Genomic DNA, 26,599 nt, shown 5'->3' on the forward strand with positions numbered 1-26,599 from the left:
GGCCCCTCAGTCCCATTCCAGGCCGCCGCGCCGCCATACGTACGCGTACGCGACGAAGACGGTGAGCACGAAGAGCAGCATCTCCACGAGCCCGAAGATCCCCAGGGAGTCGAAGGTGACGGCCCAGGGGTAGAGGAAGACGATCTCGATATCGAAGATGATGAAGAGCATCGCCGTCAGGTAGTACTTGATCGGGAAGCGCCCGCCACCGGCCGGCGTGGGGGTCGGCTCGATTCCGCACTCATAGGCCTCGAGCTTGGCCCGGTTGTACCGCTTCGGACCGATCAGCGTGGCCATGACCACGGAGAAGATCGCAAAGCCTGCCCCGAGGGCTCCCAGTACGAGGATGGGCGCATACGCGTTCACCGCTCCTCGCTCCTCTCAGTCGGCACTGACTGCTGGCGGTTGCACTGGGCTCACAGCCGCCCCACCGGTCCCACAAACCCCGCTCGTCCCGGCGAAGATCGAGAACATGTGAAGCAGGTCACAAGCCCAACTGCCTCGCATCTTATGCCCGCCGCTCTGTGATCTGCGACACGGGGTATTGCACAAGCTTTGTGATCTCCACCACCTGATGAAGGATCATGAAGTCGGATGAGCCATGACCTTCGCACAAGAAGCGCCTGAGTGATCACCACTGGTGACATTTTCGCTCGTCAACGCTGATCAGAGGGTGTGCGCATTACCAGATGGATCATGTCCGCTGCAAAGTGGCGGGCGTCGTCAAGCCCCTGGTATAGGACGGCTTTTCACACATCGGAGGGACAAACGTCCGCGGTGTGGACACGTTCATCCCTTCACAAGGGCCCGGCACAAGGAAGCCCCCGGGCATCGCGGAGGGGCTGGGGGTTCTGGCGCGCGGGCGCCGGGGGGACGCCGAAGTGGCGCGGCGGGCGGTCGTCACGGCCAGGTCCTCGCGTGAAGCGCTCGTATCGACCAGCGATCAGCGGCGAAGGCTCGTGCGCCCCACCACTCTCACTAACCTCACCATGCTCATCTGACGCGTCCGCATCGAGCAGTTCGTGGAGCGGGGTCGTCCAGTTCCGTCTCGTCGATCCACGTCCCGGCGAGCGGGGAGATCAGGGCGGGCTTCTCCCCCTCTCCCTCTCCCCCTCAGACAAGGACACGTGAACCATGGGGCACCTGGAAGCCTCGCACCTCGAGTACTACCTGCCCGACGGGCGGGTACTGCTCGGCGATGTGTCGTTCCGGGTGGGCGAGGGCGCGATGGCGGCCCTCGTGAGGCCAACGTCGCCGGCAAGACAACCCTGCTGCGGCTGCTCTCGGGCGAGCTGCGCCCGCACGGCGGGGGCAGTGACGTCGAGCGGCGGTGTGGGCGGGATGCCGCGGCCCGGCCGCGCACCTCGGCGGCGATCGGAGTGCCGTACGAGAAGGCGCAGTTCCCTCAGGTATGCCCCCCTGCACGGCGGCGAGCAGGCGCGGCTCGCGCTGGAGGCCCTGCTGCGCGACCCGACGAGGCGCTGCTGGACGAGCCGGACAACTAGTTGGACGTGCCCGGCAAGCGGTGACTGGAGGAGCGGCTCGCCGAGGCCGGCAAGACGGTGCTGTTCGTCTCGCACGACCGCGAGCTGCCGACCCGCGCCGCCGAGCGGATCATCGCCGTCGAGCCCTCACCGGCCGGCTCGGACGTGTGGGTGCACGGCGGCGGCTTCGGCACCTTCCACGAGGCACGGCAAGAACGCTTCGCCCGGTTCGAGGAGCTGCGCCGCCGCTGGGACGAGAAGCACGCTCAGCTCAAGCGGCTGGTGCAGGACATGCAGCAGTACGCCTCCCGCAGCGACGACATGGCCTCGAGCTATCAGGCGGGCCATGACCCGGCTGCGCGAGTTCGAGGAGATCGGGCCGCCGCCGGAGCCGCCGCGCGAGCAGGAGATCCGGATGCGGCTGCACGGCTGGCGCACCGGGGTCCGCGCGGTCACCCGTGCCGATCTGGAGCTGACGGGTCTGAGGGGGCCGTTCTCGCTGGAGGTCTTCCACGGCGAACGGGTCGCGGTGCTCGGCTCGAACGGCTCGGGCAAGTCGCACTTCCTGAGGCTGGGGGCCGGCGAGGACGTGGCGCACACGGGCGCGGTCAAGCTGGGCGCATGTGTCGTACCGGGACACTTCGCCCAAACGCACGCCCACCCCGAGCCGTTGGGGCGGACCCGGGTGGACATCCGCTGGGCGAGCACGCGCGGGACCGAGTCGGCGCGATGCCGGTTTTGCGGCGGTACGAGTTGGACCGTCAGGGAGACCAGGTCTTCGACCGACTGCCGGGCGGCCAGCAGGCCCGCTTCCAGATCCCGCTGCTGAACGAGCCGACGGGCACCCGGACAACCTCGATCTGGAGTCGACCGAAGCCCTTCAGGAGGGACTGGAGGCGTACGAGGGTGCGGTGCCGGCGGTCACCCACGACCGCTGGTTCGCGCGGCCGTTCGACCGGTTCCTGGCTTTTGGGTCGGACGGACTGGTCCGCGAGACGGCCGAGCCGGTGTGGGACGAGCGTCGGGTTGAGCGGATCAGGTGAAGGACGCCTTCACCGCTGTAACCGTTGCGTGACCTCCACCACATCAACCGGAGACCCGGAGAAGCGGGCTTGGCCAACCGTCCCAACCAATGCTAGTTGCGGGGCAATACGGACGTAATAACGAAACCCCATGATCACAGGCATGATCACCTGCGCCCGGTATGTCCGTTACGGCGTCAATAAAGGGCGGTGAGCCAGGAATTTGGGCCGCCCATTGAGCAACTGTGGCGCAGCACACGTTTCTTGAAGGTATGGAGGAGCCCCTGATACCCGTTGTTCTCATGTCCCACACCGCTCACATACGCAGCCACCGGAAGCCCCGCCGCACCGCGTCCACGACCATCGCGATGCGCGCCGGAGTTGCCGGTGGCGTCCTCAGCATGGCAGCGGCTGGCGCAGCGGCCACGGCGAACGCCGCCGAGCCGGTGACGCAGACCATCGAACTGCCCACCCTCACGGGTGACCTGGCGGACCAGCTCGCCCAGTCCGCCGACGCCACGCAGCTGGCGGCAGCGAACTACGAGCTCGACGCCGAGCGTGACGCGGCCGCCGCCGCGGCGGCGAAGGAGGCCAAGAAGGACCTCGCGGAGGCCAAGAAGAAGGCCGAGGCGAAGAAGAAGGCGGAGGAGGCCCGCCGGGCCGCCGCCGAGGAGGCCGCCTCCCGTAGCGCGGAGCGGACCACCCTGTCCGCCTCCGCGAGCACCAGCACGGACGTGTCCGCTCCCGCGAGCGGCAGCGTCGGCACGGTCATCGCCTTCCTCAAGGCGCAGCTGGGCGACGCGTACGTCATGGGTGCCACCGGCCCCAACGCGTGGGACTGCTCCAGCCTGGTCCAGGCCGCGTACAAGCAGGTCGGTGTCGACCTGCCGCGGGTCTCGCAGGACCAGTCGATGTCGGGCACCGACATCCCGCTGTCGCAGATCCAGGTCGGCGACATCCTCTACTGGGGCGGCAAGGGCTCCGCCTACCATGTGGGCGTCTACATCGGTAACGGCCAGTACCTGGACGCGGCCAACCCCTCCAAGGGCGTCGTCATCCAGGACCTGTCCGGATACCCCGCGTCGGGCGCGGTGCGCGTCCTCTGAGACGCGGGGACTCACCGTAAGGGCCGCAGCCGCTCGGGGGCAGCGGCCCTTACGCCTTTACCCGAGGTCGAAGGTGTTGGGCAGGCCCAACCGGTAGCGCACCTCGTCGATCCGCTTCAGCGGCTCCAGCTCCGGGGGCCGGTACAGCTCCCAGATCCGGCAGCGCTCGGCGTCCGAACGGTCCGCGTCCAGGATTGCGTTGACCGCCAGCCGCGCCGACTCGTTGGCGCCCTCCATCGTCGCCAGGTCCACGTCGGTGCGGACGTAGTCGCCCGCGAGGAAGAAGTTCGGGACCTTCGTACGGGCCGTCGGGCGGTTGTAGAGCGTGCCCGTGGGGTGGATGAGGAGCTGCTCCCGGTTCCGTGGGTCGGGGCCGCCGAGGCCCGTCACCGCCGGGTCCATGAACCAGCCCAGGCGGTCCTCGTCGCGGAGCACGGTCTTGCCGGCGTCGTTCAGGCCGTCCTTCAGCTGCGCCCAGAGTTCGGCGACGACCTCCTCCTTACTGCACTCCTTGGCCGTCTTTCCGTACAGGATGCCCGGCTTGTCCCACTCCGAGATGATCGCGGAGAGGCAGTCGTGGGCGCGTCCGTCGCCGTAGTCGCGCGAGAAGTCCCGGCCGACCCAGAACTGGGCCTGGCCGACGCCCGTCACCGACCAGGGTGAGTCGAGGCAGTTGACGTGGCCGTGGACCACCGGCGTGGGCGTGCGCAGATAGAACATCACGCCGGTCATCCAGTCCGCCTGGAGCGCGTCGCAGCGCGCGAACTGCGGGTCCGCCGCGCGCAGCCCCGCTCCCCACGTCAGGCGCGCGTGCTCGACCGGGAGCGCGGAGACGTAGTGGTCGGCGGTGACGGTACGGTCGTCGCCGCCGTCGCGGGCGGAGACATGGACGCCGGTCACCCGTCCGCCGTCGTAGCGGACCTCGTGGACCTGGGTGCCGAGCACGAACTCGACGCCCAGGGACCGCAGGTGGGCCTCCCACGGGTCGATCCAGGCCTCGTTGGTGGGGGCGTTGAGGACACGGTCGATGTCGGCGTCGCCGTCCATGCCGCGGCCGAGCAGGCCCCACAGGAGCAGGGCCTCGATGATGACGCGGCCGACCGTCCTGGTCGAGGCGACCTCCGCGCGGGTGGCGACGAGATTGCGGGTCTGGCCGATGCCGAGGAGCGTCCGGTACTCCTCGCTCATCTCCTCCGCGCGGATGAAGTCCCACCAGGCGACCTTCTCCCAGTGCCCCTCCCGGCGGGCGTCGCAGCTCGTGAGGTGGACGAGCAGGCGGTCGGCGAAGTAGGCGGCCTCGTGGGCGGGCAGGCGGGTGCCGAGGTCCAGCACTGACAGGAGCTGGTCGCGGATCCAGCCGAGGGTGAGGTCGCCGGGGCGCGGCGGGGTGGTGGCGCGGCGCAGCGGGAAGTGCAGGTCGGGACGGCCGCCCGCGCGAGCGAACAGGGCCTCGGTGCCGCTGACGAGGTTGTCGTGGACGCCGTTCGCGTTGCCGGCGACGGGGATGCGCCGCATGGTGTCCGGCAGGTTCCGGTAGAAGCCGGGGAAGAAGCGGAAGCCGTGCTCGGCGGGGAGGTCGGCCCGGCCGCCGGCCGCCGTTCCCGGGACGGGCATCGAGCGGGCCTTGCCGCCGAGGGAGTCGTAGTACTCGTAGACGGTGACGGCGTAGCCGCGTTCGGCGAGTTCGTGGGCGGCGCTCAGGCCCGAGACCCCGCCGCCGAGGACGGCCACGCGGCGCCCCTGCGCCGCCCGCGCGCTGCCGGCGGGCCATAAGGCGAGCGCGCCGGCCATCGAACCGGCGCCGGCCAGAAAGCGTCTGCGGGTGTGGCCGGAGAGTGTGTGACCTGTCTGCTCCTGGGGCTCCTGCGTGTGTTCTGTTGTCATGGGACCCGGAGGGTAGGGAGGGGCTCCGAAGGTCGGAAGCCCGTTTCCCGGCCACCTACAGCATCCTCACAACCACAGGGAGAGAGACATGCCCAGCGTCTTCGTGCAAGGCAGGCCCGTCGAGTCGTATCCGCCGCTGGCGCCCGAGGCCCGGCGCGGTTCGGTGCGCAGGATCACCGAGGTGGGCGAGGAGGTGCTGCACAAGCCGTGCCGGGACGTGACCGAGTTCGGGCCCGATCTCGCCGCGCTCATCGACGACATGTTCCTGACGATGTACATCGCCGACGGGGCGGGACTGGCGGCGAACCAGGTAGGGGTCGACGCGCGGCTGTTCGTGTACGACTGCCCGGACGACGACGGGGTCCGGCATGTCGGGCACATCGTCAACCCGGTGCTGGAGCCGCTCGACGCCGCGCACCGCAGGCTCCTCGACGACAGCGAGGGGTGCCTGTCCGTGCCGGGCGCCGTGATGGACGTACCGCGTCCGGACCGGGCCGTGGTGCGCGGGTTCGACAAGGACGGCGAGCCGCTCGTGATCGAGGGCACCGGCTACTTCGCCCGCTGCCTCGCGCACGAGGCCGACCACTGCGCGGGGCAGGTCTATCTCGACCGGCTCTCCAAGCGCGAACGCAAGGACGCGCTGGGACAGATGGCGGCCCGGCGGGACGAGGTGTTCGCCCGCCGGGCCGCCAACATCGAGGCGCTCAGCACCTGATCAGGCCTTCGGTGCCACCTTGCTCAGCCCGTTGATGATGCGGTCCATCGCGTCGCCGCCGGTCGGGTCCGTGAGGTTCGCGAGCAGCTTCAGCGTGAACTTCATCAGCATCGGGTGGGTCAGGCCGCGCTGGGTCGCGATCTTCATGACCTTCGGGTTGCCGATGAGCTTCACGAAGGCGCGGCCCAGCGTGTAGTAGCCGCCGTAGGTGTCCTTCAGCACGCGCGGGTAGCGCTGGAGGGCCATCTCGCGTCCCGCGGGAGTGGAGCGGGCGTGGGCCTGGACGATGACGTCGGCGGCGATCTGGCCGGACTCCATGGCGTAGGCGATGCCCTCGCCGTTGAAGGGGTTCACCAGGCCGCCGGCGTCGCCGACCAGCAGCAGGCCCTTGGTGTAGTGCGGCTGGCGGTTGAAGGCCATCGGCAGGGCGGCGCCGCGGATCGGGCCCGTCATGTTCTCCGGGGTGTAGCCCCAGTCCTCCGGCATGGAGGCGCACCAGGCCTTGAGGACCTCGCGCCAGTCCAGCTCCTTGAAGGAGTCGGAGGTGTTGAGCACGCCCAGGCCGACGTTGGAGGTGCCGTCGCCCATGCCGAAGATCCAGCCGTAGCCCGGCAGGAGACGGTCCTCGGCCCCTCGGCGGTCCCACAGCTCCAGCCAGGACTCCAGGTAGTCGTCGTCGTGGCGGGGGCTTTCGAAGTACGTCCGTACGGCCACGCCCATCGGGCGGTCCTCGCGGCGGTGCAGGCCCATCGCGAGGGAGAGGCGCGTGGAGTTGCCGTCGGCGGCGACGACCAGCGGCGCGCGGAAGGTGACCTCGCGCTTCTCCTCGCCGAGTTTGGCGTGGACGCCGGTGATCCGGCCGGTGCGGTCGTCGATGATGGGGGCGCCGACGTTGCAGCGTTCGTAGAGCCGGGCGCCGGCCTTCTGGGCCTGGCGGGCGAGCTGCTCGTCGAAGTCGTCGCGCTTGCGGACGAGTCCGTAGTCGGGGAAGGAGGCGAGATCCGGCCAGTCCAGCTGGAGCCGTACGCCACCGCCGATGATCCGCAGGCCCTTGTTGCGCAGCCAGCCGGCTTCCTCGGAGATGTCGATGCCCATCGCCACGAGCTGCTTGGTGGCGCGCGGGGTGAGGCCGTCTCCGCAGACCTTCTCCCGCGGGAACTCGGTCTTCTCCAGGAGCAGTACGTCGAGTCCGGCCTTGGCGAGGTGGTACGCGGTGGTGGAGCCGGCTGGCCCCGCGCCGACGACGATGACATCGGCGGTGTTTTCGGAGAGGGGCTCGGTCACGGCGGGATCTCCCCAAGGTTCGAAATCTGCGTGCCGACCGGCACTGGACATGGGCAGTCTATTCAGCAGAATTGATCACCCGGCTGAAGGGCTGCCCTGTGAACCGAGCTCTGCCCGTAGTACGGCTGCGTGTGCCCACCGACGAGGACGCCGTCGCCTGGCACCGGGTCTTCGCCCACCCCGACGTCATGGAGTTCCACGGCGGCCGGGCCGCGGAGCTGTCCCTCTACGAGGAGCTCACCGCCCGCCAGCGCCGGCACGACGCCGAGCGGGGGTTCTGCCTGTGGACCATGCTCGACGAGGACGGCCGGGTCATCGGCTTCACCGGCGCCCAGCCCTGGGAGCGGGAGTGGGGCCCCACCGGCGAGATCGAGATCGGCTGGCGGCTCGGGCGGGAGTACTGGGGCCGGGGCTATGTCACGGCGGCCGCGCGGATGACGGTGGAGCGGGTGCGGGCGGCCGGGGTGCCGGGCGTGGTGGCGATGGTCGACGCCCGCAACACCCGGTCGATCGCGGTGACGCGGCGGCTGGGGATGGAGCTGGCCGAGGTGTTCACGACGCCGGACGCCCGGCAGCGGGGGCACTGCTACCGGCTCGGTCTCGCGGAGCAGTAACCCTGAGTAACCGACTGTTACAGAAAGGTACTTGAAGCTTCCGGACAACACCCCGGGGCGGTTACCCTGCCAGTACCGCTGGGGGTGACATCTGTGCGCATAACACCCAAAACGCCCGAGGTGCGAGTACCGAAACTCGTCGGACTGATGGCCATGGACGCGCGCGAGGCGGCGAAGTCGCACGGCCTGTCCCTGAGCGCACCGGACCGGCCGGACTTCCACCTCACCGTCGTCGACTACGTCGTACGCCAGTATCCCCAGCCCGGTGCCGAGGTGCCGCGGGACTCGATGGTCTACATCTGGTTCGACTTCGGTGAGGGCGAGGGCGGCGGAGGCGTACGCGAACCGCGCATTCCGCGGCCGCCCTCGGGCGGGATGGAGCGCGAGCTCGACGAGCCCGGTGACCCGTACCCCGTGGTCAGCTCTGCTTGAACCCGCGGTGCAGGGCGACGACCCCGCCCGTCAGGTTCCGCCAGGCCACCTTCGACCAGCCCGCCTTGCGCAGCCGCTCCGCCAGCGCCGGCTGGTCGGGCCAGGCGCGGATGGACTCGGCGAGATAGACGTACGCGTCGGGGTTCGAGGACACCGAGCGCGCGACCGGGGGCAGGGCGCGCATCAGGTACTCGGTGTAGACGGTGCGGAAGGGCGCCCAGGTCGGGTGCGAGAACTCGCAGATCACGACCCGTCCGCCGGGCCGCGTCACCCGGTACATCTCGCGCAGCGCGGCGTCGAAGTCCTGAACGTTGCGCAGCCCGAAGGAGATCGTCACGGCGTCGAAGGTGTCGTCCTTGAACGGCAGCCGCGTCGCGTCGCCCGCCGTGAACGGCAGCCAGCCGTTCTTCCGCTTGCCGACCTGGAGCATGCCGAGCGAGAAGTCGCAGGGCACGACGTACGCGCCGGTCCGCGCGAAGGGCAGCGAGGAGGTGGCCGTACCGGCGGCCAGGTCGAGGATCTTCTGCGCCGGGCGGGCGTCGACGGCCTTCGCGACCTCCTTGCGCCATCTGCGGTCCTGGCCGAGCGACAGCACGTCGTTGGTCAGGTCGTACCGTTCCGCCACGTTGTCGAACATCGAAGCGACTTCGTGCGGCTGCTTGTCCAGGGATGCGCGGGTCACGGGCCCATTGTGGCAGTACGGCCTCCGGGCACGAGCTTCGGCTTCTTCTTCCCGGCCACGTCCTCCACCCACCCGCACAGCAGCACGAAGACCGCGATCAGGATCCAGCCGACGCCGAGCATGAACCACTGGCTCTCCAGCGGCAGGTACTTCTCGAACGCGGGCACGTTCCAGAACCGGTCGATCAGCGGGACGGCCAGGATCAGGGCGATCTCGTGCCAGAGGTAGATCGTCACGGCACGCGAGTTGAAGATCGTGACGAGGCGGTCGAGGCGGGGGAAGGTGGTGAGCCCGGCGAAGTCGGCCTTGAAGCGCGCCTTGGCGTACATCAGCAGCGTCACATAGCCGGCCGACCAGAAGGCCTGCGCGAGCGGGATGTCGTCCAGGTCGTAGGTGCCGGTCTCGGCCTGGTGGGTGAAGGCGTACCAGCCGCCGTAACCGAGCGCCGCGAGCGAGAGGACGACGACCGCGAACGGCTTCAGCCGCTGGAGCACGCCGTCGCGGTGCGCGAAGCCGAGGATCCAGCAGAAGAGGAACGTGGCCAGGTCGGCCAGCGCGCTGCCGAGCCGGTTGTCCGGGGGCTCCCAGGCGAAGTGGACGATCAGGATCGGCGACAGGGACAGGAGCAGCACCGCCACCGGGGCCAGGCGGAAGACCTTGAGCAGCAGCGGGGAGAGCAGGACGAACCACAGGTAGGTCCGCAGGTACCAGAGGATCTCCCACGCCTGCTCGGCCCACGCGTCGCCCGGCGGGTCGCCCAGCGGCACGATCCAGTAGACGATCTGCCATCCCGGTATCCAGCCGTGGATCAGCATCGCCGCGACCACGAAGAAGCCCCAGAACCAGAAGGGGGGCAGGAGCCTGCGCATCCGGCCGCGCACCACCTTGAGCGCGGGGCGCTCCAGGGACTTCGCCATGAGGGTGCCGGCCAGGGCGAACATGACCCCCATCGAGGGGAAGACCATGCCCGCCCAGGCCCAGCCGAAGGTGTGGTACGTGACCACGCGGACGAGGGCGACGGCTCGGAGGGTGTCGAAGTACCGGTCGCGTCCGGCCCGTTCGGGTGCGGGTGCCGAGCCCGAGGTCCCCACGTCCGTGACAGCGGGGCCCCCTCTCCGGTGGGACCCCACCTCAGCTCACCCCCGCCGGTGTGCCCACCTCGCCGGTGCGCTTCAGTTTCTGCCAGCGCAGCCGACCGCCCGTCATGGCCGTGACGCATGAGTGGATGAGGACCAGGTACATCATCTGCCGGTAGGCCAGCTGCTGGAGCGGCATCATCAGCAGATAGCGGTACTTCTCCCGGTCGAGACGGAAGGCGTAGGCCGCGCACAGCAGTTGCACGGCCAGCACCGCCAGCCACGCCAGCAGGGCCGCCTTGAAGTCGACGAAGATCATCGAGTAGACGGTGAACACGTCGATGAGCGGCGCGAAGACCGGCGTGACGATCTGGAAGATCACGACGAGCGGCATCCCGACCCGGCCGAAGCGGCCCGAAGGACCCTTGTCCGTGAGCGACTTGCGGTGCTTCCACAGCGCCTGCATGGTGCCGTAGGACCAGCGGTAGCGCTGCGACCACAGCTGCCCCAGCGAACCGGGTGCCTCGGTCCACGCGCGCGCGTGCTCCTGGTAGACGACCCGCCACCCCGCGCGGTGCATCGCGATGGTGATGTCGGTGTCCTCGGCGAGCGTGTCCTCGCTCATGCCGCCGACCTCCAGGACCGCCTCGCGGCGGAAGGCGCCGATCGCGCCCGGGATGGTGGGTATGCAGCGCAGCAGGTCGTACATCCTCCGGTCGAGGTTGAAGCCCATCACGTACTCGATGTGCTGCCAGGCGCCGATCACGGTGTTCCGGTTGCCGACCTTGGCGTTGCCGGCGACCGCGCCGACGCCGGGGTCGGCGAAGGGCTGCACGAGCTGCCGTACGGTGTCCGGCTCGAAGACCGTGTCGCCGTCCATCATCACGACGATGTCGTGACTGGCGCTGCCCACCCCGTTGTTCAGGGCGGCCGGCTTGCCCGCGTTCTCCTGGCGGACGACGCGGACGTTGGTCATGCCGAGTGCGTGGGCCGCGTTCCGGGCGATCTCCGAGGTGCCGTCCGTCGAGCCGTCGTCGACCACGATGATCTCGATCGGATGCGTGCTCCTGGAAAGGGACTCCAGGGTGTTGGCGATGCACTCCTTCTCGTTGTACGCCGGCACGATCACGCTCACCGGTCGGTGCACCGTCGGCCCCCAGCCGAACCGGCGTCTGTTGCGCTGCCGGTAGTGGCGCCGGGCGAGGATCAGCATCATGCCGAAGCGGCCCAGGACGGCGACGCCGACGACGAGGAGGCCCACCGACAGCACCGGCACCGCCCACTCGGCCACGGCCACGGCACCGATCAGGGCCTTGCCCTCGTACAGGGTCGCGCCGGTGGCCTCGCGGTGGGCGGCCTGGAGGTTCGATGTTCCCGGCCCCGCGCCTCCCGCACCGGCCCGGCCATTCGGGCCACCCTGTTGTGCCTGCGCGCCGCTCGCCGCCTCCTGCTTCTGGATGGCGCCGCTGATCGTGGTGAAGGTGTAGCCCTTCGCCTTCATCTTCTCGATGTACGCGGGCAGCGCCTTGATCGTCTGCGACCGCTCGCCGCCCGCGTCGTGGAACAGGACGGACGCGCCCTCGCCGTCCTCCGGTGTGGCCCACTTGATGATCTTCGAGACGCCCGGCCGCTTCCAGTCGTCGCTGTCGGTGTCGACGAAGACGCTGGTGTAGCCGTCCTCGCCGAGCTTCTTGTAGACGGGCCAGCTGTAGTTGTCGATGGCGTCCGTCTCCGAGGAGTACGGCGCCCGGAACAGCGTCGTCGTGATGCCGGCCGCGCCCGCGAGCGCCAGCTGGGTCTGCTGCATCTCGCGGTTGACCCGGGCGTCGCTCTGGTAGGAGAGGTCGACGTGGGTGAAGGTGTGGATGCCCACCTCGTTGCCCTGTTCGACCATGTCCCCGACGATCGAGGGATAGCGCGAGACCATCGAGCCGACCACGAAGAACGTGGCGGGGATGTCGTACTTCCTCAGGATCGCCAGGACCTGCGGTGTCCAGGTGGGGTTCGGACCGTCGTCGAAGGTGAGCGCGATCGTCTTCTCCGGCACGGACACGGTGGTGGCCTGGCCACCCCGGAAGGTGAGGATCGGGCCGCCGTCGAGGACCTTGTCGGGGACCTTGCCGGAGCTCGCCCCGGTGCGCACCCGCTGGTCGCCGCCGACCTCGGCGCGCAGATAGCCGTCGAGCAGCATGACGCTGGTGAGCGCGAGCAGGAGCAGCCCGGCCAGGATGACCCGGGGCTTTTGCAAGGCCGCGGCCCTGCCCGCCACCCGCTCGATGCGGGAGGGGGCGCGGCGGCGGCGACGTGAGGGCGTCGTCGTGGTCATGAGTGGCGCTGCGCTCCGGTCAGTGGGCGGACGCGTCGGCGGACGCGGACGGGGCGGGGGCGCCCGAGGACGGCGCCGACGGGGCGCCGCTGGGCGGGGCGATCCGGTTGCCCCGGCCGCCCGGCTGGTAGCCGGGGCCGGGGCCGCCCTGACCGTTCGCGAAAGGCAGCAGCTGGGACGGGCTCAGCAAGGTGCCGACGCCCATGAAGGCCATGCCCAGCACCACCGCGTAGCCGAGACAGGCGACGCCGAGGAGCAGGCCGAGGCGCCGCAGCAGCTTGGAGCGGCGTCCGGAGTTGTCAACGAACACGGGCCCTTCGGCGGACCCGTTGCCACGTTTGCGACGGCGACCGCGCACACGGGGTCCGGCGGCGCGGCTTTCGATAACAGGCTCGGAATGCATTCCCCGGAGAGTACGGAGGCTATATGTGCCACAAACTCGCTCTTCATGTGAGGCACATATGAGAAACGCCTTAGCCTGTACGCTCCCTGAGAGTTTTCGGCAACGGCCCCTCAGTGATGAGAGGTTTCCAGCATGCAAACGTACTCAGGGAAATCGGCGGCCGGACTCATCTGCTTGCTCGCGCTGACCACGGGGTGCTCGGCGGGCTCGGACGGTACGGCGGACGCGGCACCCCCCGAGTCCAGCGCGGCGCCCTCCGAGTCCAGCGCGACGAGCACCTCGTACGCCCCCTACGTCAGCGCCACGACGGCGTCCGAATACGACTCCGCCGGCTCCCCGACGACGTACAACCTGGCCTTCGTCATCTCCGACGGCAACGACTGCACGCCCCGGTGGAACGGTACGGACGCCGTCTCCGACTCGGCCGTCAAGTCCCGTATCTCCCGGCTCACGCAGGACGGCTCGACCGTCCGCGTCTCCTTCGGCGGCGCCTCCGGCAAGGAGCTGGCGGCGAGTTGTGACAGCGCGTCCGCACTGGCGGAGGCATACGGGAAGGCGCTGGACGCGGCGGGCTCCTCGCAGGCCGACTTCGACATCGAGGGCGACGAGCTGACCGACTCCGACTCGGTGGACCTGCGTTCACAGGCGATCGCGCTGCTCCAGAAGGAGCGCAGCGACCTCGAGGTGTCCTTCACGCTGCCGGTGATGCCGTCGGGGCTCGACGACGACAGCATGGCGCTGCTGGAGTCCGCCAACGAGCACGATGTGCAGGTCTCCACCGTGAACATCATGACGATGAACTACGGCGAGTCGTACGACGGCGACATGGGCGACTACGCGCTCGCCTCGGCCAGGGCCACCCACACCCAGCTGAAGGACGTCTTCGGCACGTCGGACGCGACGGCGTGGAAGGCGATGGCGTTGACCTCGATGCTCGGCACGAACGACGTCGACAACGAGACGTTCACGCTCGACGACGCGGCGCAGGTACGCGAGTTCGCCGAGGAGAAGGGGATCGGCTGGGTGTCCGTGTGGGCGACGTTCCGGGACCGGCAGTGCGATGACGACACGGCGTCGGACGACGCGTTGACCGAGTGCAGCGGGGTGGAGCAGGAGGACGGGGCGTTCGCGGAGGCGTTCTCCGGGTGAGCTCAGCCGTACCCTCACCGCCGCCGATACACCAGCCGCCCCTCCGCCACCGTCGCCACGCACGTCCCCGCGCCGCGCTCGGCCAGTTCCTCCTCGTCGCGCACGTCGAACACCGCGAAGCGGGCCGCCGAGTTCCGCTCCCTCGGCTCCGCGAACTGCACCGGCCACCCGGAGTCGTACGGGTCGAGCGCCGGTGTCCCGTCGGGGCGGCCGATCCTGCCCATGACCGCCAGCCCCGAACGGTGCACGGCGTCGCGTACCGCGCGGTTGCGCAGTGACTCGCACGCCGCCCGGACCGTGCCGTGGGCCAGCATCCGCTGCACGCACCGCCGTGCGCTCGCGCCCCAGCGGGCGTCGTCCATCTCCAGGGCAGCCAGCGCGTCGCCGGTCAGCGGCTCGGTGCCCAGCTCGTCGGCCTCGCGCGGATCGGGGTGGTAGGCCTCTTCCAGCAGCTCGTTGCCGTGGATGTTGACCAGGCCGGGCGTGAGGATGCCCGGCCACTGCCGCACCCGCGCGCCCGGATGGGCGGCGACCAGGTCCGCCGACTGCCCCGCGTCGGCGATCCACGCGCCTTTGACGGCGAGCGCCCGCCCCCTGGAGTCCGCGTGAATCGTCAGCACGAGTACGTCAGTTGGAGGCGAGGATCTTCAGCTCGGGGTGGGCCGTGCCGCCCTCGATCGCCGTGGACGAGATGTGGGACATGACCCGCTCGTCGACGGGGTCGTTCGCCGGGTCGTCGTGGACGACGATGTGCTCGTACGTCGTGGTCCGCTGGGCCGGGACGCGCCCCGCCTTGCGGATCAGGTCGATGATCTCCATCCGGTTGGAGCGGTGCTTGGCACCGGCGGAGGAGACGACGTTCTCCTCCAGCATGATCGAGCCGAGGTCGTCCGCGCCGTAGTGCAGCGACAGCTGGCCGATCTCCTTGCCGGTGGTCAGCCAGGAGCCCTGGATGTGGGCGATGTTGTCCATGAAGAGACGCGCGATGGCGATCATCCGCAGGTACTCGAAGATCGTGGCCTGCGTACGGCCCTTCAGGTGGTTGTTCTCGGGCTGGTAGGTGTACGGGATGAAGGCCCGGAAGCCGCCGGTGCGGTCCTGGACCTCGCGGATCATCCGCAGGTGCTCGATGCGCTCGGCGTTGGTCTCGCCCGTGCCCATCAGCATCGTCGACGTCGACTCCACGCCCAGCCCGTGCGCGATCTCCATGATCTCCAGCCAGCGCTCGCCGCTCTCCTTCAGCGGGGCGATGGCCTTGCGCGGCCGCTCGGGCAGCAGCTCGGCGCCGGCGCCCGCGAAGGAGTCGAGGCCGGCCTCGTGGATCCGGGTGATGGCCTCCTCGACCGACACACCGGAGATCCGGGCCATGTGCTCGACCTCGCTCGCCCCCAGGCTGTGGATGACGAGCTGCGGGAACTCCTTCTTGATGGCCGCGAAGTGCTTCTCGTAGTACTCCACGCCGAAGTCCGGGTGGTGGCCGCCCTGGAACATGATCTGGGTGCCGCCGAGTTCGACGGTCTCGGCGCAGCGGCGCAGGATGTCGTCGAGGTCGCGGGTCCAGCCCTTGGCCTTGTCCTTGGGCGCGGCGTAGAAGGCGCAGAACTTGCACGCCGTGACGCAGACGTTCGTGTAGTTGATGTTGCGCTCGATGATGTACGTCGCGATGTGCTCGGTGCCCGCGTACCGGCGCTTGCGCACGGCGTCGGCAGCGGTGCCCAGCGCGTGCAGCGGGGCGTCGCGGTAGAGGTCGAGCGCTTCCTCTGGGGTGATCCGCCCGCCCGCCGCGGCACGGTCGAGCACAGACTGGAGGTCGGCCTTCACGGTCACCGGGGGTCCCTTTCGTCAAGGGGTTGGACGGACCCGACCAGCCTACGCCAGCGTTTTCGCGGCCCGGAGGTCAGGCCGCGTACGCGCCGATCAGCAGCCCGGCGTACGCCCCGCCGAGCAGGAACGGCCCGAAGGGGACAGCCGACTTGCGCCCGGCGCGCCGCGCGAGGACGCGCCCCCAGCCGTACAGCGCCCCGAACAGGAACCCGGCGAAGGTGCCGAGCATGACCGTCGCCCAGCCGTACCAGCCGAGCACCGCTCCCACCGCCAGCGCGAGCTTCACATCGCCGAAGCCCATGCCGCCCGGATTGATGAGGTGCAGCACGAGATAGCCGGCGCCCAGAGCGAGCGAACCCCACAGGGCCGTGGGCCAGTCACCGGCGTGTTCCGGCACCAGCGCCACCACGGCGAGCAGGGCGAGCGCGGCGCCCGCGAGCGGCAGGGTGAGCACGTCGGGCAGCCGTCGCACCCTGAGGTCGACGAGCGCGAGCAGGACGCCGACGGGAGCGAGCAGCAGCCACACCGCCAGTTCGGGCCGGGTGTCGGTGGCGGCGGCCACAGCGGCGCACAGGAGTGCCGTGGTGAGCGCGACCGCGGGAGCGCCGGGGCCGTAGCGCGTGGCGCAGCGCGAGCAGCGGGCCCGCCCGAGCCAGCCCGGGAGGGGATGTCCGTCGGGACACAGCTCGCGCCAGTCCTCCTCGGCCTCGACGGAGAACCGGTACGCGGCCCGCGGCAGCAGGGCGCCCGCGGCCGCCCCCCACAGCAGGGCGACGCCGATCACGACGAGCGTGGCCATCCCTACTCGGCCTTCGACAGACGCGCCTCGGGATTGCCCTCGTCACCGCTCTCCGAGCGGTACACGAGGTCCTCGCCGGCCGGTGTGATCCGGACGGTGTGCGGCCGCGGGTTGCAGCCGCCGTGGTTGTCCTTCCGCCCGACGGACGTCACGACGAGTTCCTTGTCCGTCGCCCGCTTCAGGGTCAGTACGTCGTTGCAGACGCCGCCGAGCAGGTCGGTCTGGCGGAGGGTGCCCACCTCGTCGCCCACGTCGGCCTTGTGCACGACGAGCCGGAAGGTGCCGGCGGGCAGGGCGCCGTCCAGGGCGGTGGCCTTGCCCTCCCACGTGCCGAGGTAGCGGTCGGGGACGGAGCCCGCGTCCGGGCTGCCTTCCTTGCTCGGCGCCTGGGAGGAAGCGGCGTCCGCGCCCGCGTCGGTGTCCTGGTCGCGGTCCGGCAGCAGGTCGAGGACGACCACCGTCCCCACGGTCACCGCCGCCAGCGCCCCCGCGACCGCCAGCGCGACCGTGCAGCTCATCCGCCGGCCGCGGCCGCCGTCCCCGGGCGTCGAGGCCGCCGCGACGGAGAGGGAGAGCTTGCCCGGGCGTTGGTCCGCCGCCGGGACGGTGTCCTGGGGTTCGGCCGCGGGCGCCTCGGTCAGCGAGGCCGGCATCACGGGCGGCGGCCCGAACACCCCGGCCGTCGCCGCCCGCACATCCGCGCCCGCCGTCTCGGGCACCCCCTGCGAAGGGACCTCGAAGGCCACCGGCCCCGACGCCACGTCCCCGCCCGCCTCCAGGTTCAGCAGCCGTACGGCACCCCGGCTGACCTGCTCGACCAGTTCCCCCGGCAGCCAGCCGCCCGCCACCAGCCGGGCCGCGCCCTGCGGGGCCAGCCGCCCGGCCACCTCACCCGGAGTGGGCCGCGCGCCGGGCTCCTTCGCCAGGCAGGCCGCCACCAGCTCCCGCAACTCGCTGTCCAGCGAGTCGAGTTCGGGCTCCTCGTGGACCACCTTGTAGAGCAGCGCCGCCGAGGAGTCCCCGGAGAACGGCGGCTCGCCCGTCGCCGCGTACGCCAGCACCGCGCCCAGCGAGAACACGTCCGCCGCGCCCGTGGCTCCCTTGCCGACGATCTGCTCGGGCGACATGTATCCGGGGGAGCCGATCGAGACGCCGGTCGAGGTCAGGGACGCCGTGCCGTCCATGGCCCGCGCGATGCCGAAGTCGATCAGGAGAGGGCCGTCCAGCGTCAGCAGGACGTTCGACGGCTTCACGTCCCGGTGCACCAGGCCCAGTTCGTGCACCGCCGCCAGTGCCTCGGCGAGCCCCGCCCCCAGCGCCCGTACCGAATGCGCGGGCAGCGGACCCGAGTCCGCGACCGCCGACGACAGCGAGGGTCCGGCCGCGTACGCCGTGGCCACCCACGGCACCGCCGCGTCCGGGTCGGCGTCCAGGACGGGCGCCGTCCACGCGCCGCCCACCCGGCGTGCCGCCTCCACCTCGCGGCGGAAGCGGGCGCGGAACTCCTCGTCGAGGGCGAAGTGCGGATGCACGATCTTGACGGCGACCGTACGGCCGCCCGCGCTGCGCCCCAGGTACACCCGGCCCATGCCGCCGGAGCCGAGCCGGCCCAGCAGCCGGTAGGGCCCGACGACCCTGGGCTCGTCAACTCCGAGCGGCTGCATCGGCGTCCACCCCTCCCCCGTCAGGAACGTGAGCAGATTAGTGCGGAATCACCCCGCGCTTCGCGGCTGGAGCAGATCCACCTTCACGTCCGCCGGAAATCCGGTCGTCGGTCCCACCCGGCGCGCGAACTCCGCCACCGCCTGAAGCTGCGGGCCGCCGAAACGGAAGTCGAGGGTCGTGAAGTACCGCTCCAGGACGTGCTCGTCGAACGCCTCCCAGCGCGCCGCCTGCTCGGCGACCTTGCTCACCTCCACCAGGGAGAGGTTGCGGGAGTCGAGGAACGCCTCGTGGACCTGACGGGTGATGACCGGCTCGCGCTCCAGATAGTCCCGGCGCGCCGCCCAGACGGCGAAGACGAAGGGCAGGCCGGTCCACTCCTTCCACAGCGCGCCGAGGTCGTGCACCTCCAGGCCGTAGCGCGGGCCGTCCAGCAGGTTCGCCCGCAGCGCCGCGTCCCCGATCAGTACGGCGGCCTCCGCCTCCTGCATCATCAGGCTGAGGTCGGGCGGGCAGGTGTAGTACTCGGGCTGGACGCCGTAGCGCTCGGCGAGCAGGAGCTGGGCGAGGCGCACCGAGGTGCGCGAGGTGGAGCCGAGGGCGACCCGGGCGCCGTCCAGCTCGTCCAGCGGGACCTGGGAGACGATCACGCAGGACATCACCGGGCCGTCGCAGCCGACGGCGATGTCGGGGAAGGCGACCAGGTCGTCGGCGTTGCGCAGGAACTCGACGAGGGTGATGGGGCCGATGTCGAGGTCACCCCGCACCAGCCGCTCGCTCAGCTTCTCCGGCGTGTCCTTGGTCAGCTCGAAGTCGAGCAGGGTGCCCGTTCTCGCGAGCCCCCAGTACAGGGGCAGGCAGTTCAGGAACTGGATGTGGCCTACGCGCGGCCGAGTGCGAGAATTGTCCACATCGCGAGACTAGACCCCATGAGGTAGCGTGCAGGCTTCAGGGTGGCGACTCTCCGGTGACACCAAGGCCACCACCGCCCCGTCAATCCGACACAGGGCTTCAAACGTCCGGGTGACGTGATCTTGACCTCTATTGCTTTCGGCTGCCCGCGTGCTAGGCTCGCCGCAAGTTGCAGTTTGGTTTCCCTTGCAGTACAGAGCCTGCGGAGCATGTGACCGCGGGCTCTCGTCGTTTTCAGACGTATGCAGTTGTGCGGCATTTTGTTTTCACACTTGCAGGGTTCTGGAGCAGGGCAACCCTTTGGGCCCAAGGAGGGCTTATGGCTACCGGAACCGTGAAGTGGTTCAACGCCGAAAAGGGCTTTGGCTTCATCGCCCAGGAAGGCGGCGGCCCCGACGTCTTCGTTCACTACTCCGCGATCAACGCGAGCGGCTTCCGTTCGCTGGAGGAGAACCAGCAGGTCTCCTTCGACGTGACCCAGGGTCCGAAGGGCCCGCAGGCGGAGAACGTCACCCCCGTCTGAGTCTTCGGTCTCGGAGCCCGGTGCTTTGATCCGGAACAGATAGCAGTACCCAAGGAGCCCCGTGCCGTAAGGCAGCGGGGCTCCTGCCTTTTGTCCCGGCGCCCTAGACGTGCTGCATGACCAGCACGAACGTCGTCCCGGGCGCCAGTGCCGCGTACGAGTGCGGCACATCCCCGCGATACGACATGTAGTCCCCGGGCCCCAACTCGACCTCCTCGCCCCGGGGTCCCGCCTTCACCCGGCCCGTGCTGACGATCAGGTGCTCCACGCTGCCCGGAATGTGCGGCTCCGACTCCCGGGCCGCCCCCGGCTCCGCGCGCAGGTGGTAGAGGTCCCTGCGGGCGCCCGGCGGGCTGGCGGAGAGCAGGGTGGCCACGTAGTCGGCCCGCTCGGAGGCGACCGTGGGCCCCTCCCCCGCCCGGATCACCTGAACGGCCGGAGCCGGCGGTTCCACCAGCGCGCTGAACGGCACCCCGAGCGCGACCCCCAGCGCCCACAGCGTCTCCACGCTCGGGTTCCCGCCACCCGTCTCCAGCTGGGACAGCGTGGACTTCGCGATCCCCGCCCGTTTGGCCAGCTCGGACAGCGACAGCCCGGCCCGGGTGCGCTCGCGGCGCAGCGAGGCGGCGATCCAGGTGAGGGGCTCGCTCATGCGTGTCACTTCCCGTCGTTCGCTCTGCAGGTACGTTCGTTCGGCTTGACGAACGGGCGCCCAGGTGTTCATTCTGGAAAACATGCGTTCGCTTCTCCGAACACCGATGATGGCACCTCTGGTGCGCGACAGTGCACTCGTCTGGCTGGCGAGCGCGGTCGTCGGGGTCTCCTTCGGCGCGATCTCGGTGGCCGGCGGGCTGCCGGTCTGGGTGCCGGTGGTGATGTCGCTGGTCGTGTACGCGGGATCGGCGCAGTTCAGCGCGGTCGGCGTCCTGCTGGCCGGAGGCGGACCCTTCGCCGCCGCGGCGACCGGACTGCTCCTGAACACCCGCACGGCCGCGTTCAGCCTGGCGGTGGCCGACGCGGGGCCGGCCGGTCCGCTTCCTCGGCGCCCACCTCGTCACCGACGAGACCGTGGCCTTCACGCTCGCCCAGCCGGAGATCCCGCGGCAGCGCCGGGCGGCGTTCTGGGTGAACGGCCTCGGTCTGTTCGCCGCCTGGAACTTGGGTGTCCTCGGGGGCGCGCTCGCCGGATCGGCGCTCGGCGACACGGCGACCTACGGCCTGGACGCCGCCTTCCCGGCGGTCCTGATGGCGCTGGTCCTGCCCACCCTGCGCGCGGACGCCCGGATCCGGCGGTGCGCGCTGCTCGGCGCCGCGCTGGCGCTGGCGGTGACACCGGCCGTCCCGGCGGGTGTGCCCGTGCTGCTGGCGCTGGCGGGGCTGGTCCTGTACGGCCGTAAGAAGGAGGTCCGGGCATGAACGCCACGGTGGCCATGATCCTGGCGCTGGCGGTGGGGACGTACGCCTTCCGGCTGGTCGGCCCGGCGCTGCACGGGCGGGTCGACCTGCCCGCACGCATCCAGGAGTTGCTGGCCGCCGCCGCGGTCGTGCTGCTGGTCGCACTGCTGGCGACGGGCGCGCTGACGGAGGGCGGCGGCTTCGGGGGGTGGGCGCGGACCGCCGGAGTGCTGGTCGCGGGCGTGCTGGCCTGGCGCGGGGCGCCGTTCCCGGTGGTGGTGCTGGGGGCGGCCGGGGCCACCGCGCTGCTGCGGGCGGCGGGGTTGGCCTGAGCGTTGCCGCCCTTTGCTGGCGACGGGCGCGCTGAAGGAGGGCGGCGGCTTCGGCGGGTGGGCCCGGAGTACTGGTCGCGGGCGTGCTGGCCTGGCGCGGGGCGACGTTCCCGGTGGTGGTGCTGGGGGCGGCCGGGGCCACCGCGCTGCTGCGGGCGGCGGGGTTGGCCTGAGCGTTGCGGCCCTGGGAGAATCACCGGATGACCGACGGGGAAGAGACCGACCACGCGGGCGGCGGCGAGCCGGCCGCCGGCCAGGGGACGGCTGTGGGCCTGTCCCTCGGGCTGTCCGTCGGAACTGCCGTCGGCCTCGTGCTCGGGACGGCCGTCCTCGACAATCTGGCGCTCGGGCTGGCACTCGGCATGAGCCTGGGCATCGCCGTCGGCGCCGCGGTCGGGGCCGGCCGGACGCGCGGCGGGGAACAGCGGGAGCGGGGCGAGTAGACCGCGGCCTTCGCTAGGGTCCCCGGCCATGACCGAAGCCGACTTCCTCGCCACCACCCGCACCTTCTACGACGCCATCGCCGAGGACTACGCGACCCTCTTCCAGGACGAGCTGACGAACAGGCCCCTGGAGCGGGCGATCCTGGCGGTGTTCGCCGAACTCGTCGACGGGGACGGCCCGGTGGCCGACCTGGGCTGCGGTCCGGGCCGCACGACCGCCCGGCTCGCCGCGCTGGGGCTACCCGTGTTCGGGGTCGATCTGTCGGAGTCGATGCTCGCGATCGCCCGGCGCGAGAACCCCGGGCTGCGATTCGAGCGGGGCTCGATGCTGGAGCTGGACCTGCCCGACGGCGCGCTGGCCGGCGCCCTGTCCTTCTACTCGTCGATCCACACGCCGGTCGACCGGCTGCCCGGTCTCTTCGCCGAGTTCCACCGCGTGCTGGCCCCGGGCGCGCCGGTGCTCGTCGCCTTCCAGGCCGGTGACGAGCACCGGCACCACGACCGGCCCTTCGGCCACCCGGTCGCGCTCACCTTCCTGCGCCGCCGGCCCGAGCACATCGCCGAGCTGCTGACGGGGGCCGGCTTCGCCCTCGTCTCCCGTACGGTCCGCGAGCCGGACCCGGCGCTCGACGAGACGTCCCCGCAGGCGTTCCTCATCGCCCGGAAACCCGCCTCCTAGGCGCGGTCTACAGCACCCCCGCCAGATCCTTCGCCGCGATGTAGCCGAACGTCATCGCCGGGCCGATCGTCGAGCCCGCGCCCGCGTAGCTGTGCCCCATGACGGCCGAGCTCGCGTTCCCGGCGGCGTACAGCCCCCGGATCACCGAGCCGTCCTCCCGCAGCACCCGCGCGCGGGCGTCCGTGAGCAGGCCGCCCTTGGTGCCGAGGTCGCCGGGGACGATCCGGAAGGCGTGGTACGGGGGCAGCCAGAGCGGGGCCAGGCAGGAGTTCGGCAGCACGTAGGGGTCCGTGTAGTAGTGGTCGTAGGCGCTGTCGCCCCGGTGGAAGTCGGGGTCCTTCCCCTTCAGCGCCTGTACGTTGAAGCGGTCCACCGTGGTCCGCAGGGCCGCCGCCGGCACGCCGATCGAGGTGGCGAGCGCGTCCAGGGTCCAGGCCTTGTGGGCGGCGCCCGAGCCGTACCAGTCGTCCGGGAAGGGCAGGGCGGGCAGGACGTCCTTGAAGAGGTAGCGGTTGCGGTAGTGCTGGTCGACGATCAGCCAGGACGGGATGGCGGGGCTGGTGTCGTTGACGTCGTACATCGTGTGGACGACATCGCTGTAGGGGGCGGCCTCGTTGACGAAGCGGGCGCCGGCGGCGTTGACCAGCAGGCCGCCGGGCAGGGTGCGTTCGGCCAGGCAGAAGTACGGCTCGCCCGGGAGCGGGATCGCCGGGCCCCACCAGGCGTCGTCCATGAGGCCGAGGGCCGCGCCGAGGCGCTCCCCGGCCCGGATGCCGTCGCCGGTGTTCTCCTTCGCGCCGACCGTCCAGTCCGTGCCGATGGGCGCGCGCTGGTATCGCTCGCGCATCGCCGCGTTGTGCTCGAAGCCGCCCGAGCCGACGATCACGCCGCGGCGGGCGCGGACCAGGCCGGGCCCGCCGTCCCGGGTGACGACCGCTCCGCTGACGGCGCCGCCCTCGACGTACAGGTCGGTCAGCGGTGTGCCGAGCCACACGGGCACCCCCGCCGAGCGCAGCCCGAGCCGCAGCCCCGCCGCCAGCGACTGCCCCATGGTCAGCGGCTTCTCCCCCCGCAGGGCGGCCGCCGTGCCACGGGCGAGGCACTGCGCGGCGACGGCGGCCCCCTTGGCGTTCACCGCGGCCAGGGCCAGCCACTTGTAGTCGGCGCTGAAGACGACCATGCCGGCGGGCACGTCCATGTACGGCGGGTTCAGCCGCGCCAGTTCGGCGCCCAGGAGGTTGCCGTCGAGCTGGTCGGGCTCGACGGAGCGGCCGTTCGGGAGGCCGCCGGGCAGCTCGGGGTAGTAGTCGCTGTACCCGTCCATCCAGCGGAAGCGCAGCGGGCTGTTGGCCATGACGAAGGAGAGCATCGCGGGCCCGTGCGCGAGGAAGGCCCGCTGCCGCTCCACCGGGACCTCCGGGCCGACGACGGCGGCGAGGTACGCGGCGGCCTTGGCGGGCGTGTCCGGTACGCCGGCCGCGAGGAGCACGGAGTTGTTGGGGATCCAGATCCCGGCGCCGGACCGCGCGGCGGACCCGCCGAAGGTGGCCGCCTTCTCCAGCACCACACAGCTCAGGCCCTGCTTGGCGGCCGTCAGGGCGGCCGTCATGCCGGCGGCCCCGGAGCCGACGACCACGACGTCGTAGGTGCCGAGCAGCGGGAGGTCGGCGGCCCCGGCGGGCTGCTGGGCCGCACCTGTCAGGCCGAGGGCCGCGGCCGTGCCGACGGCGCCCGCGGTGAGGACATGTCTTCGTGAGGGGTCGGCGCTGGTGGTCATGGGGACAGCTCCCGCCTGGACGCTCCGCGATTCTGAGGATGTGTCAGAAATGCGAATGTGGCGGGGATGGCTCGTGAAGTCAAGCGCCGGGCAAGGGAGTTGAGGCGGTTACTTCAGACCGATCCGCGCGCAGTCCGCCGCGTACTCGGGGGTGCAGATCTGGTCGACGGTGTAGACGCCGTCCTGGATCACCGTCTGCTTGATGTTGTTCTGCGTGAGGGCCACCACGGTCGCCAGCTGGGCCGGGATGTCGTCCTCGGTCGCGTTGTCGACCGAGTCCTGGGTGAGCGCGTCGAACTCGATGTTGCGGCCCTGGACCTTGTACACGGCCATCTTCGCCGCCTTGGTCGCCTCCAGCAGGAAGGACTTGTACACCGTCATGAACTGCTCGCCGGCCACGATCCGTTGCACCGCGTCCAGGTTCGCGTCCTGCCCGGTCACCGGCGGCATCTTGCTGACGCCGGCCTTCTCGAGCGCGTCGATGACGGCACCGGCCATGCCGTCGTTCGCCGAGTAGACCGCGGCGATGTCGTCGGCCCCGACGGCGGCGATCGCCTTCTTCATGTTGGCCTCGGCGGCCTCGGGCGACCACTTCTCGGTGTCGTACTTCTTGACGATGTTCACCTCGCCCTGGAGCTCCTGGAGCGCGCCGCTCTTGAACCGGGCGGTGTTCGGGTCGGCGGGGTCGCCGTTCATCATCACGACCTTGCTGGTCGCGGCCTTGGAGCCGAGCGCCTCGACGAGGGAGCGGCCCTGCACCTCGCCGACGAGCTCGTTGTCGTGGGAGACGTACGCGTCGACGGGGCCCTCGGCCAGGCGGTCGTAGGCGATGACCGGGATGCCCGCCTCCTTGGCCTTCGCCACGTCCGGTGCGATGGCCTTGGCGTCCACGGCGTCCACCAGGACGACGTCCACCTTGTCGTCGATCATCTGCTGGAACTGCCGGCTCTGCTTGTCGGGGCTCGCCTCGGCGTTGGCGTAGGCGACCTTGCCCCGGCCGTGGGTGAGGGTGCCGACCTCCTTCTTGATGAGCGGGTAGTCGAACTTCTCGAATCTCGCCGTGTCCTTGTCGGGCAGCAGCAGACCCACCGTGATGTCGTCCCCCTTCTCCGGCGACGCCGAGCTGTCACCGCCCCCGATGCCGTCGATGACCCCGCACGCGGTGAGCGACAGGGCCGAGACGGACGCGACGAGGGCCGTGCCTATGCGGCGCGCGGCGGGGGTGTGGGGGGTACGAGCGTTCACTACTGGGCCTTCCAAGCGGAGGAGCGGCGTTGCTACCCGGGTTGGCGGTAGCCAACGCGGGGTCGGCATGTCACGTCAAGAGGTTGTCGTAACGAGACGGCAACCGTTGGGTCCGGTCACTCATCCGGATCCGGGAATAGACACCCCGAGCACGTATACGCCCACGTATACTCACCTCATGTCCGATGCCATGATCCGGGTCCCTTCCGAGGTCCGAGACCGCCTCGCGGTCATCGCCGAATCCCGCGGTACGTCGATCCGTTCCCTCGTACAGGAATTCGCCGACACAACGCTCACCGACGAGGAGCGCCGTGAGCGAGCCGAGCGGACCCGTTCCTACCTCGCCGAGCACTTCGGCGTCGAAGTGACGGACGAGGAGAGCGCAGCCATGGGACGCAAGCTGCGTGGTGCTTTCGCGGACCGGACGGGGTCCGCCGCGTGATCCAGCACCATCTCGTGCTGGACACCCCCACACTTCTCGCCCTGTCCGGCAACCGCCAGGTCTCCTCTCTCGTCCATCGGGCCCACTTCGAGCCCGAGGTCAGGCTCTGGACTCCCACACTGTGCGTGCTGGAGGCCGACGCGGACTACCTGGGCCTCGCCGAGCACATCGGCCAGCTCGAAGTGATCCACACCGTCGACCTGGACTACGCGGCCACCCTCGCCGTCGCCCAGCTGCGCCGCGACGGCGTGCCACCGGGCATCGGCGCCGCCATACACGCCGCACGCCATCTGCCCGACTGGGGTGCGGACGCCCTGGTCGCCACGGTCACGGCCAAGGCCTACGACGGACGAGGCGTTCCCATCCTGGACCTCACCCGCTAGCCACAG

General features: G+C 70.6%; 26 protein-coding genes and 2 pseudogenes. 13 read left to right on the top strand and 15 right to left on the bottom strand.

Annotated elements, in window-relative coordinates:
- Positions 1–6: 6 nt before the first annotated feature.
- Entirely contained in the window at positions 7–366 is a 360-nt protein-coding gene (locus ACIRD7_RS28510) for an NADH-quinone oxidoreductase subunit A (RefSeq protein WP_030950624.1), read from the bottom strand.
- Positions 367–1,134: 768 nt separating this feature from the next.
- Between ACIRD7_RS28510 and ACIRD7_RS28515 the strand changes: the two are divergent.
- Both ACIRD7_RS28515 and ACIRD7_RS28520 read left to right on the top strand, forming a co-directional pair.
- Positions 1,135–2,527, top strand: a pseudogene (locus tag ACIRD7_RS28515) (ATP-binding cassette domain-containing protein).
- 251 nt (positions 2,528–2,778) lie between these two features.
- Complete coding sequence (locus tag ACIRD7_RS28520; protein WP_403458043.1) at positions 2,779–3,612, top strand: C40 family peptidase; 834 nt, start codon at positions 2,779–2,781, stop codon at positions 3,610–3,612.
- 57 nt (positions 3,613–3,669) lie between these two features.
- Here the strand turns inward: ACIRD7_RS28520 and ACIRD7_RS28525 are convergent, their stop codons facing one another.
- Positions 3,670–5,496, bottom strand: a complete 1,827-nt coding sequence (locus ACIRD7_RS28525; RefSeq protein ID WP_403458044.1) for an FAD-dependent oxidoreductase — start codon at positions 5,494–5,496, stop codon at positions 3,670–3,672.
- Between the two features lie 88 nt (positions 5,497–5,584).
- On the opposite strand from ACIRD7_RS28525, the gene def reads away from it, so the two are divergent.
- The gene (gene def, locus ACIRD7_RS28530) at positions 5,585–6,211 is read left to right on the top strand and encodes a peptide deformylase (protein ID WP_403458045.1); all 627 of its coding nucleotides are present in this window, start codon (positions 5,585–5,587) and stop codon (positions 6,209–6,211) included.
- On the opposite strand, the gene ACIRD7_RS28535 is transcribed toward def, so the two are convergent.
- Positions 6,212–7,546, bottom strand: a complete 1,335-nt coding sequence (locus tag ACIRD7_RS28535) for a geranylgeranyl reductase family protein (protein WP_403458046.1) — start codon at positions 7,544–7,546, stop codon at positions 6,212–6,214.
- Between the two features lie 47 nt (positions 7,547–7,593).
- Here ACIRD7_RS28535 and ACIRD7_RS28540 point away from each other — a divergent pair, with 47 nt between their 5' ends.
- Together ACIRD7_RS28540 and ACIRD7_RS28545 are read left to right on the top strand one after the other, a co-directional pair.
- Positions 7,594–8,109 carry a GNAT family N-acetyltransferase gene (locus ACIRD7_RS28540; protein ID WP_403458048.1) on the top strand — a complete coding sequence of 172 codons (516 nt, stop codon included), beginning with the start codon at positions 7,594–7,596 and terminating at the stop codon, positions 8,107–8,109.
- 120 nt (positions 8,110–8,229) lie between these two features.
- The gene (locus ACIRD7_RS28545; protein WP_403458051.1) at positions 8,230–8,541 is read left to right on the top strand and encodes a PASTA domain-containing protein; all 312 of its coding nucleotides are present in this window, start codon (positions 8,230–8,232) and stop codon (positions 8,539–8,541) included.
- Here ACIRD7_RS28545 and ACIRD7_RS28550 read toward each other — a convergent pair.
- The 4 genes from ACIRD7_RS28550 to ACIRD7_RS28565 are packed head-to-tail and all read right to left on the bottom strand — an operon-like array spanning position 8,528 to position 12,935.
- Positions 8,528–9,223: a demethylmenaquinone methyltransferase gene (locus tag ACIRD7_RS28550; RefSeq protein ID WP_403458054.1), complete on the bottom strand. Its 696-nt coding sequence runs from the start codon at positions 9,221–9,223 to the stop codon at positions 8,528–8,530. The genes ACIRD7_RS28545 and ACIRD7_RS28550 overlap by 14 nt on opposite strands.
- Positions 9,220–10,314, bottom strand: coding sequence for an acyltransferase (locus ACIRD7_RS28555; protein ID WP_403458055.1), 1,095 nt, complete (start codon positions 10,312–10,314; stop codon positions 9,220–9,222). The genes ACIRD7_RS28550 and ACIRD7_RS28555 overlap by 4 nt, the downstream gene beginning before the upstream one ends.
- Positions 10,315–10,354: 40 nt before the next feature.
- Entirely contained in the window at positions 10,355–12,625 is a 2,271-nt protein-coding gene (locus ACIRD7_RS28560; protein WP_403458057.1) for a bifunctional polysaccharide deacetylase/glycosyltransferase family 2 protein, read from the bottom strand.
- Between the two features lie 19 nt (positions 12,626–12,644).
- Entirely contained in the window at positions 12,645–12,935 is a 291-nt protein-coding gene (locus tag ACIRD7_RS28565; protein ID WP_403458059.1) for a hypothetical protein, read from the bottom strand.
- A 225-nt stretch (positions 12,936–13,160) separates the two neighbouring features.
- Between ACIRD7_RS28565 and ACIRD7_RS28570 the strand changes: the two genes are divergently transcribed.
- Positions 13,161–14,177, top strand: a complete 1,017-nt coding sequence (locus ACIRD7_RS28570) for a chitinase (protein WP_403458061.1) — start codon at positions 13,161–13,163, stop codon at positions 14,175–14,177.
- A gap of 14 nt (positions 14,178–14,191) precedes the next feature.
- Here the strand turns inward: ACIRD7_RS28570 and ACIRD7_RS28575 are convergent, their stop codons facing one another.
- The 5 genes from ACIRD7_RS28575 to ACIRD7_RS28595 all read right to left on the bottom strand — a co-directional run bounded on the left by ACIRD7_RS28575 (position 14,192) and on the right by ACIRD7_RS28595 (position 19,373).
- Complete coding sequence (locus ACIRD7_RS28575; protein WP_403458062.1) at positions 14,192–14,797, bottom strand: hypothetical protein; 606 nt, start codon at positions 14,795–14,797, stop codon at positions 14,192–14,194.
- Positions 14,798–14,804: 7 nt separating this feature from the next.
- Positions 14,805–16,004, bottom strand: coding sequence for a cyclic dehypoxanthinyl futalosine synthase (gene mqnC, locus ACIRD7_RS28580; protein ID WP_403458064.1), 1,200 nt, complete (start codon positions 16,002–16,004; stop codon positions 14,805–14,807).
- Between the two features lie 70 nt (positions 16,005–16,074).
- A complete protein-coding gene (locus ACIRD7_RS28585; protein ID WP_403458065.1) occupies positions 16,075–16,800 on the bottom strand; it encodes a prepilin peptidase in 726 nt (241 codons plus the stop codon).
- 2 nt (positions 16,801–16,802) lie between these two features.
- Entirely contained in the window at positions 16,803–18,464 is a 1,662-nt protein-coding gene (locus ACIRD7_RS28590) for a serine/threonine-protein kinase (protein WP_403458067.1), read from the bottom strand.
- A gap of 48 nt (positions 18,465–18,512) precedes the next feature.
- Positions 18,513–19,373: a menaquinone biosynthetic enzyme MqnA/MqnD family protein gene (locus tag ACIRD7_RS28595; RefSeq protein WP_403458068.1), complete on the bottom strand. Its 861-nt coding sequence runs from the start codon at positions 19,371–19,373 to the stop codon at positions 18,513–18,515.
- Positions 19,374–19,693: 320 nt separating this feature from the next.
- Between ACIRD7_RS28595 and ACIRD7_RS28600 the strand changes: the two genes are divergently transcribed.
- Positions 19,694–19,897: a cold-shock protein gene (locus tag ACIRD7_RS28600; RefSeq protein ID WP_003992177.1), complete on the top strand. Its 204-nt coding sequence runs from the start codon at positions 19,694–19,696 to the stop codon at positions 19,895–19,897.
- Positions 19,898–20,000: 103 nt separating this feature from the next.
- Here the strand turns inward: ACIRD7_RS28600 and ACIRD7_RS28605 are convergent, their stop codons facing one another.
- Positions 20,001–20,549 (bottom strand): helix-turn-helix domain-containing protein, encoded by a 549-nt coding sequence (locus ACIRD7_RS28605; RefSeq protein WP_403458069.1) that lies wholly within the window; start codon positions 20,547–20,549, stop codon positions 20,001–20,003.
- Positions 20,550–20,631: 82 nt separating this feature from the next.
- Here ACIRD7_RS28605 and ACIRD7_RS28610 point away from each other — a divergent pair.
- The 4 genes and pseudogenes from ACIRD7_RS28610 (at position 20,632) to ACIRD7_RS28625 (ending at position 22,746) form a co-directional block, all read left to right on the top strand.
- A pseudogene (locus ACIRD7_RS28610) lies at positions 20,632–21,313 on the top strand (AzlC family ABC transporter permease).
- Positions 21,310–21,624: an AzlD domain-containing protein gene (locus tag ACIRD7_RS28615; protein ID WP_403458071.1), complete on the top strand. Its 315-nt coding sequence runs from the start codon at positions 21,310–21,312 to the stop codon at positions 21,622–21,624. Before ACIRD7_RS28610 ends, ACIRD7_RS28615 begins: the two are co-directional and overlap by 4 nt.
- Positions 21,625–21,824: 200 nt before the next feature.
- The gene (locus ACIRD7_RS28620; protein ID WP_403458072.1) at positions 21,825–22,067 is read left to right on the top strand and encodes a hypothetical protein; all 243 of its coding nucleotides are present in this window, start codon (positions 21,825–21,827) and stop codon (positions 22,065–22,067) included.
- Positions 22,068–22,095: 28 nt separating this feature from the next.
- Positions 22,096–22,746 (top strand): class I SAM-dependent DNA methyltransferase, encoded by a 651-nt coding sequence (locus ACIRD7_RS28625; protein WP_403458073.1) that lies wholly within the window; start codon positions 22,096–22,098, stop codon positions 22,744–22,746.
- 7 nt (positions 22,747–22,753) lie between these two features.
- On the opposite strand, the gene kstD is transcribed toward ACIRD7_RS28625, so the two are convergent.
- Both kstD and ACIRD7_RS28635 read right to left on the bottom strand, forming a co-directional pair.
- Positions 22,754–24,523, bottom strand: a complete 1,770-nt coding sequence (gene kstD / locus ACIRD7_RS28630) for a 3-oxosteroid 1-dehydrogenase (RefSeq protein ID WP_403458076.1) — start codon at positions 24,521–24,523, stop codon at positions 22,754–22,756.
- Positions 24,524–24,631: 108 nt separating this feature from the next.
- The gene (locus ACIRD7_RS28635) at positions 24,632–25,768 is read right to left on the bottom strand and encodes a sugar ABC transporter substrate-binding protein (RefSeq protein ID WP_403458077.1); all 1,137 of its coding nucleotides are present in this window, start codon (positions 25,766–25,768) and stop codon (positions 24,632–24,634) included.
- Between the two features lie 178 nt (positions 25,769–25,946).
- Between ACIRD7_RS28635 and ACIRD7_RS28640 the strand changes: the two genes are divergently transcribed.
- Positions 25,947–26,210 (top strand): hypothetical protein, encoded by a 264-nt coding sequence (locus ACIRD7_RS28640; RefSeq protein ID WP_403458078.1) that lies wholly within the window; start codon positions 25,947–25,949, stop codon positions 26,208–26,210.
- Positions 26,207–26,593, top strand: coding sequence for a hypothetical protein (locus tag ACIRD7_RS28645; protein WP_403458079.1), 387 nt, complete (start codon positions 26,207–26,209; stop codon positions 26,591–26,593). The genes ACIRD7_RS28640 and ACIRD7_RS28645 overlap by 4 nt, the downstream gene beginning before the upstream one ends.
- The last annotated feature ends 6 nt before the right edge of the window (positions 26,594–26,599 follow it).

It is taken from the genome of Streptomyces sp. NPDC093568 (assembly GCF_044764945.1).
In the GTDB taxonomy this organism is placed as follows: domain Bacteria; phylum Actinomycetota; class Actinomycetes; order Streptomycetales; family Streptomycetaceae; genus Streptomyces.

What these genes read in the sequence shown, in the direction of transcription:
- ACIRD7_RS28520 (WP_403458043.1), top strand. Translation starts at nt 2,779, where the DNA reads ATGGAGGAGCCCCTGATACCCGTTGTTCTCATGTCCCACACCGCTCAC.
- ACIRD7_RS28525 (WP_403458044.1), bottom strand. Translation starts at nt 5,496, where the DNA reads ATGACAACAGAACACACGCAGGAGCCCCAGGAGCAGACAGGTCACACA.
- def (WP_403458045.1), top strand. Translation starts at nt 5,585, where the DNA reads ATGCCCAGCGTCTTCGTGCAAGGCAGGCCCGTCGAGTCGTATCCGCCG.
- ACIRD7_RS28535 (WP_403458046.1), bottom strand. Translation starts at nt 7,546, where the DNA reads ATGTCCAGTGCCGGTCGGCACGCAGATTTCGAACCTTGGGGAGATCCC.
- ACIRD7_RS28560 (WP_403458057.1), bottom strand. Translation starts at nt 12,625, where the DNA reads ATGACCACGACGACGCCCTCACGTCGCCGCCGCCGCGCCCCCTCCCGC.
- ACIRD7_RS28570 (WP_403458061.1), top strand. Translation starts at nt 13,161, where the DNA reads ATGCAAACGTACTCAGGGAAATCGGCGGCCGGACTCATCTGCTTGCTC.
- ACIRD7_RS28585 (WP_403458065.1), bottom strand. Translation starts at nt 16,800, where the DNA reads ATGGCCACGCTCGTCGTGATCGGCGTCGCCCTGCTGTGGGGGGCGGCC.
- ACIRD7_RS28590 (WP_403458067.1), bottom strand. Translation starts at nt 18,464, where the DNA reads ATGCAGCCGCTCGGAGTTGACGAGCCCAGGGTCGTCGGGCCCTACCGG.
- ACIRD7_RS28600 (WP_003992177.1), top strand. Translation starts at nt 19,694, where the DNA reads ATGGCTACCGGAACCGTGAAGTGGTTCAACGCCGAAAAGGGCTTTGGC.
- ACIRD7_RS28605 (WP_403458069.1), bottom strand. Translation starts at nt 20,549, where the DNA reads ATGAGCGAGCCCCTCACCTGGATCGCCGCCTCGCTGCGCCGCGAGCGC.
- ACIRD7_RS28615 (WP_403458071.1), top strand. Translation starts at nt 21,310, where the DNA reads ATGAACGCCACGGTGGCCATGATCCTGGCGCTGGCGGTGGGGACGTAC.
- ACIRD7_RS28620 (WP_403458072.1), top strand. Translation starts at nt 21,825, where the DNA reads ATGACCGACGGGGAAGAGACCGACCACGCGGGCGGCGGCGAGCCGGCC.
- ACIRD7_RS28625 (WP_403458073.1), top strand. Translation starts at nt 22,096, where the DNA reads ATGACCGAAGCCGACTTCCTCGCCACCACCCGCACCTTCTACGACGCC.
- kstD (WP_403458076.1), bottom strand. Translation starts at nt 24,523, where the DNA reads ATGACCACCAGCGCCGACCCCTCACGAAGACATGTCCTCACCGCGGGC.
- ACIRD7_RS28640 (WP_403458078.1), top strand. Translation starts at nt 25,947, where the DNA reads ATGTCCGATGCCATGATCCGGGTCCCTTCCGAGGTCCGAGACCGCCTC.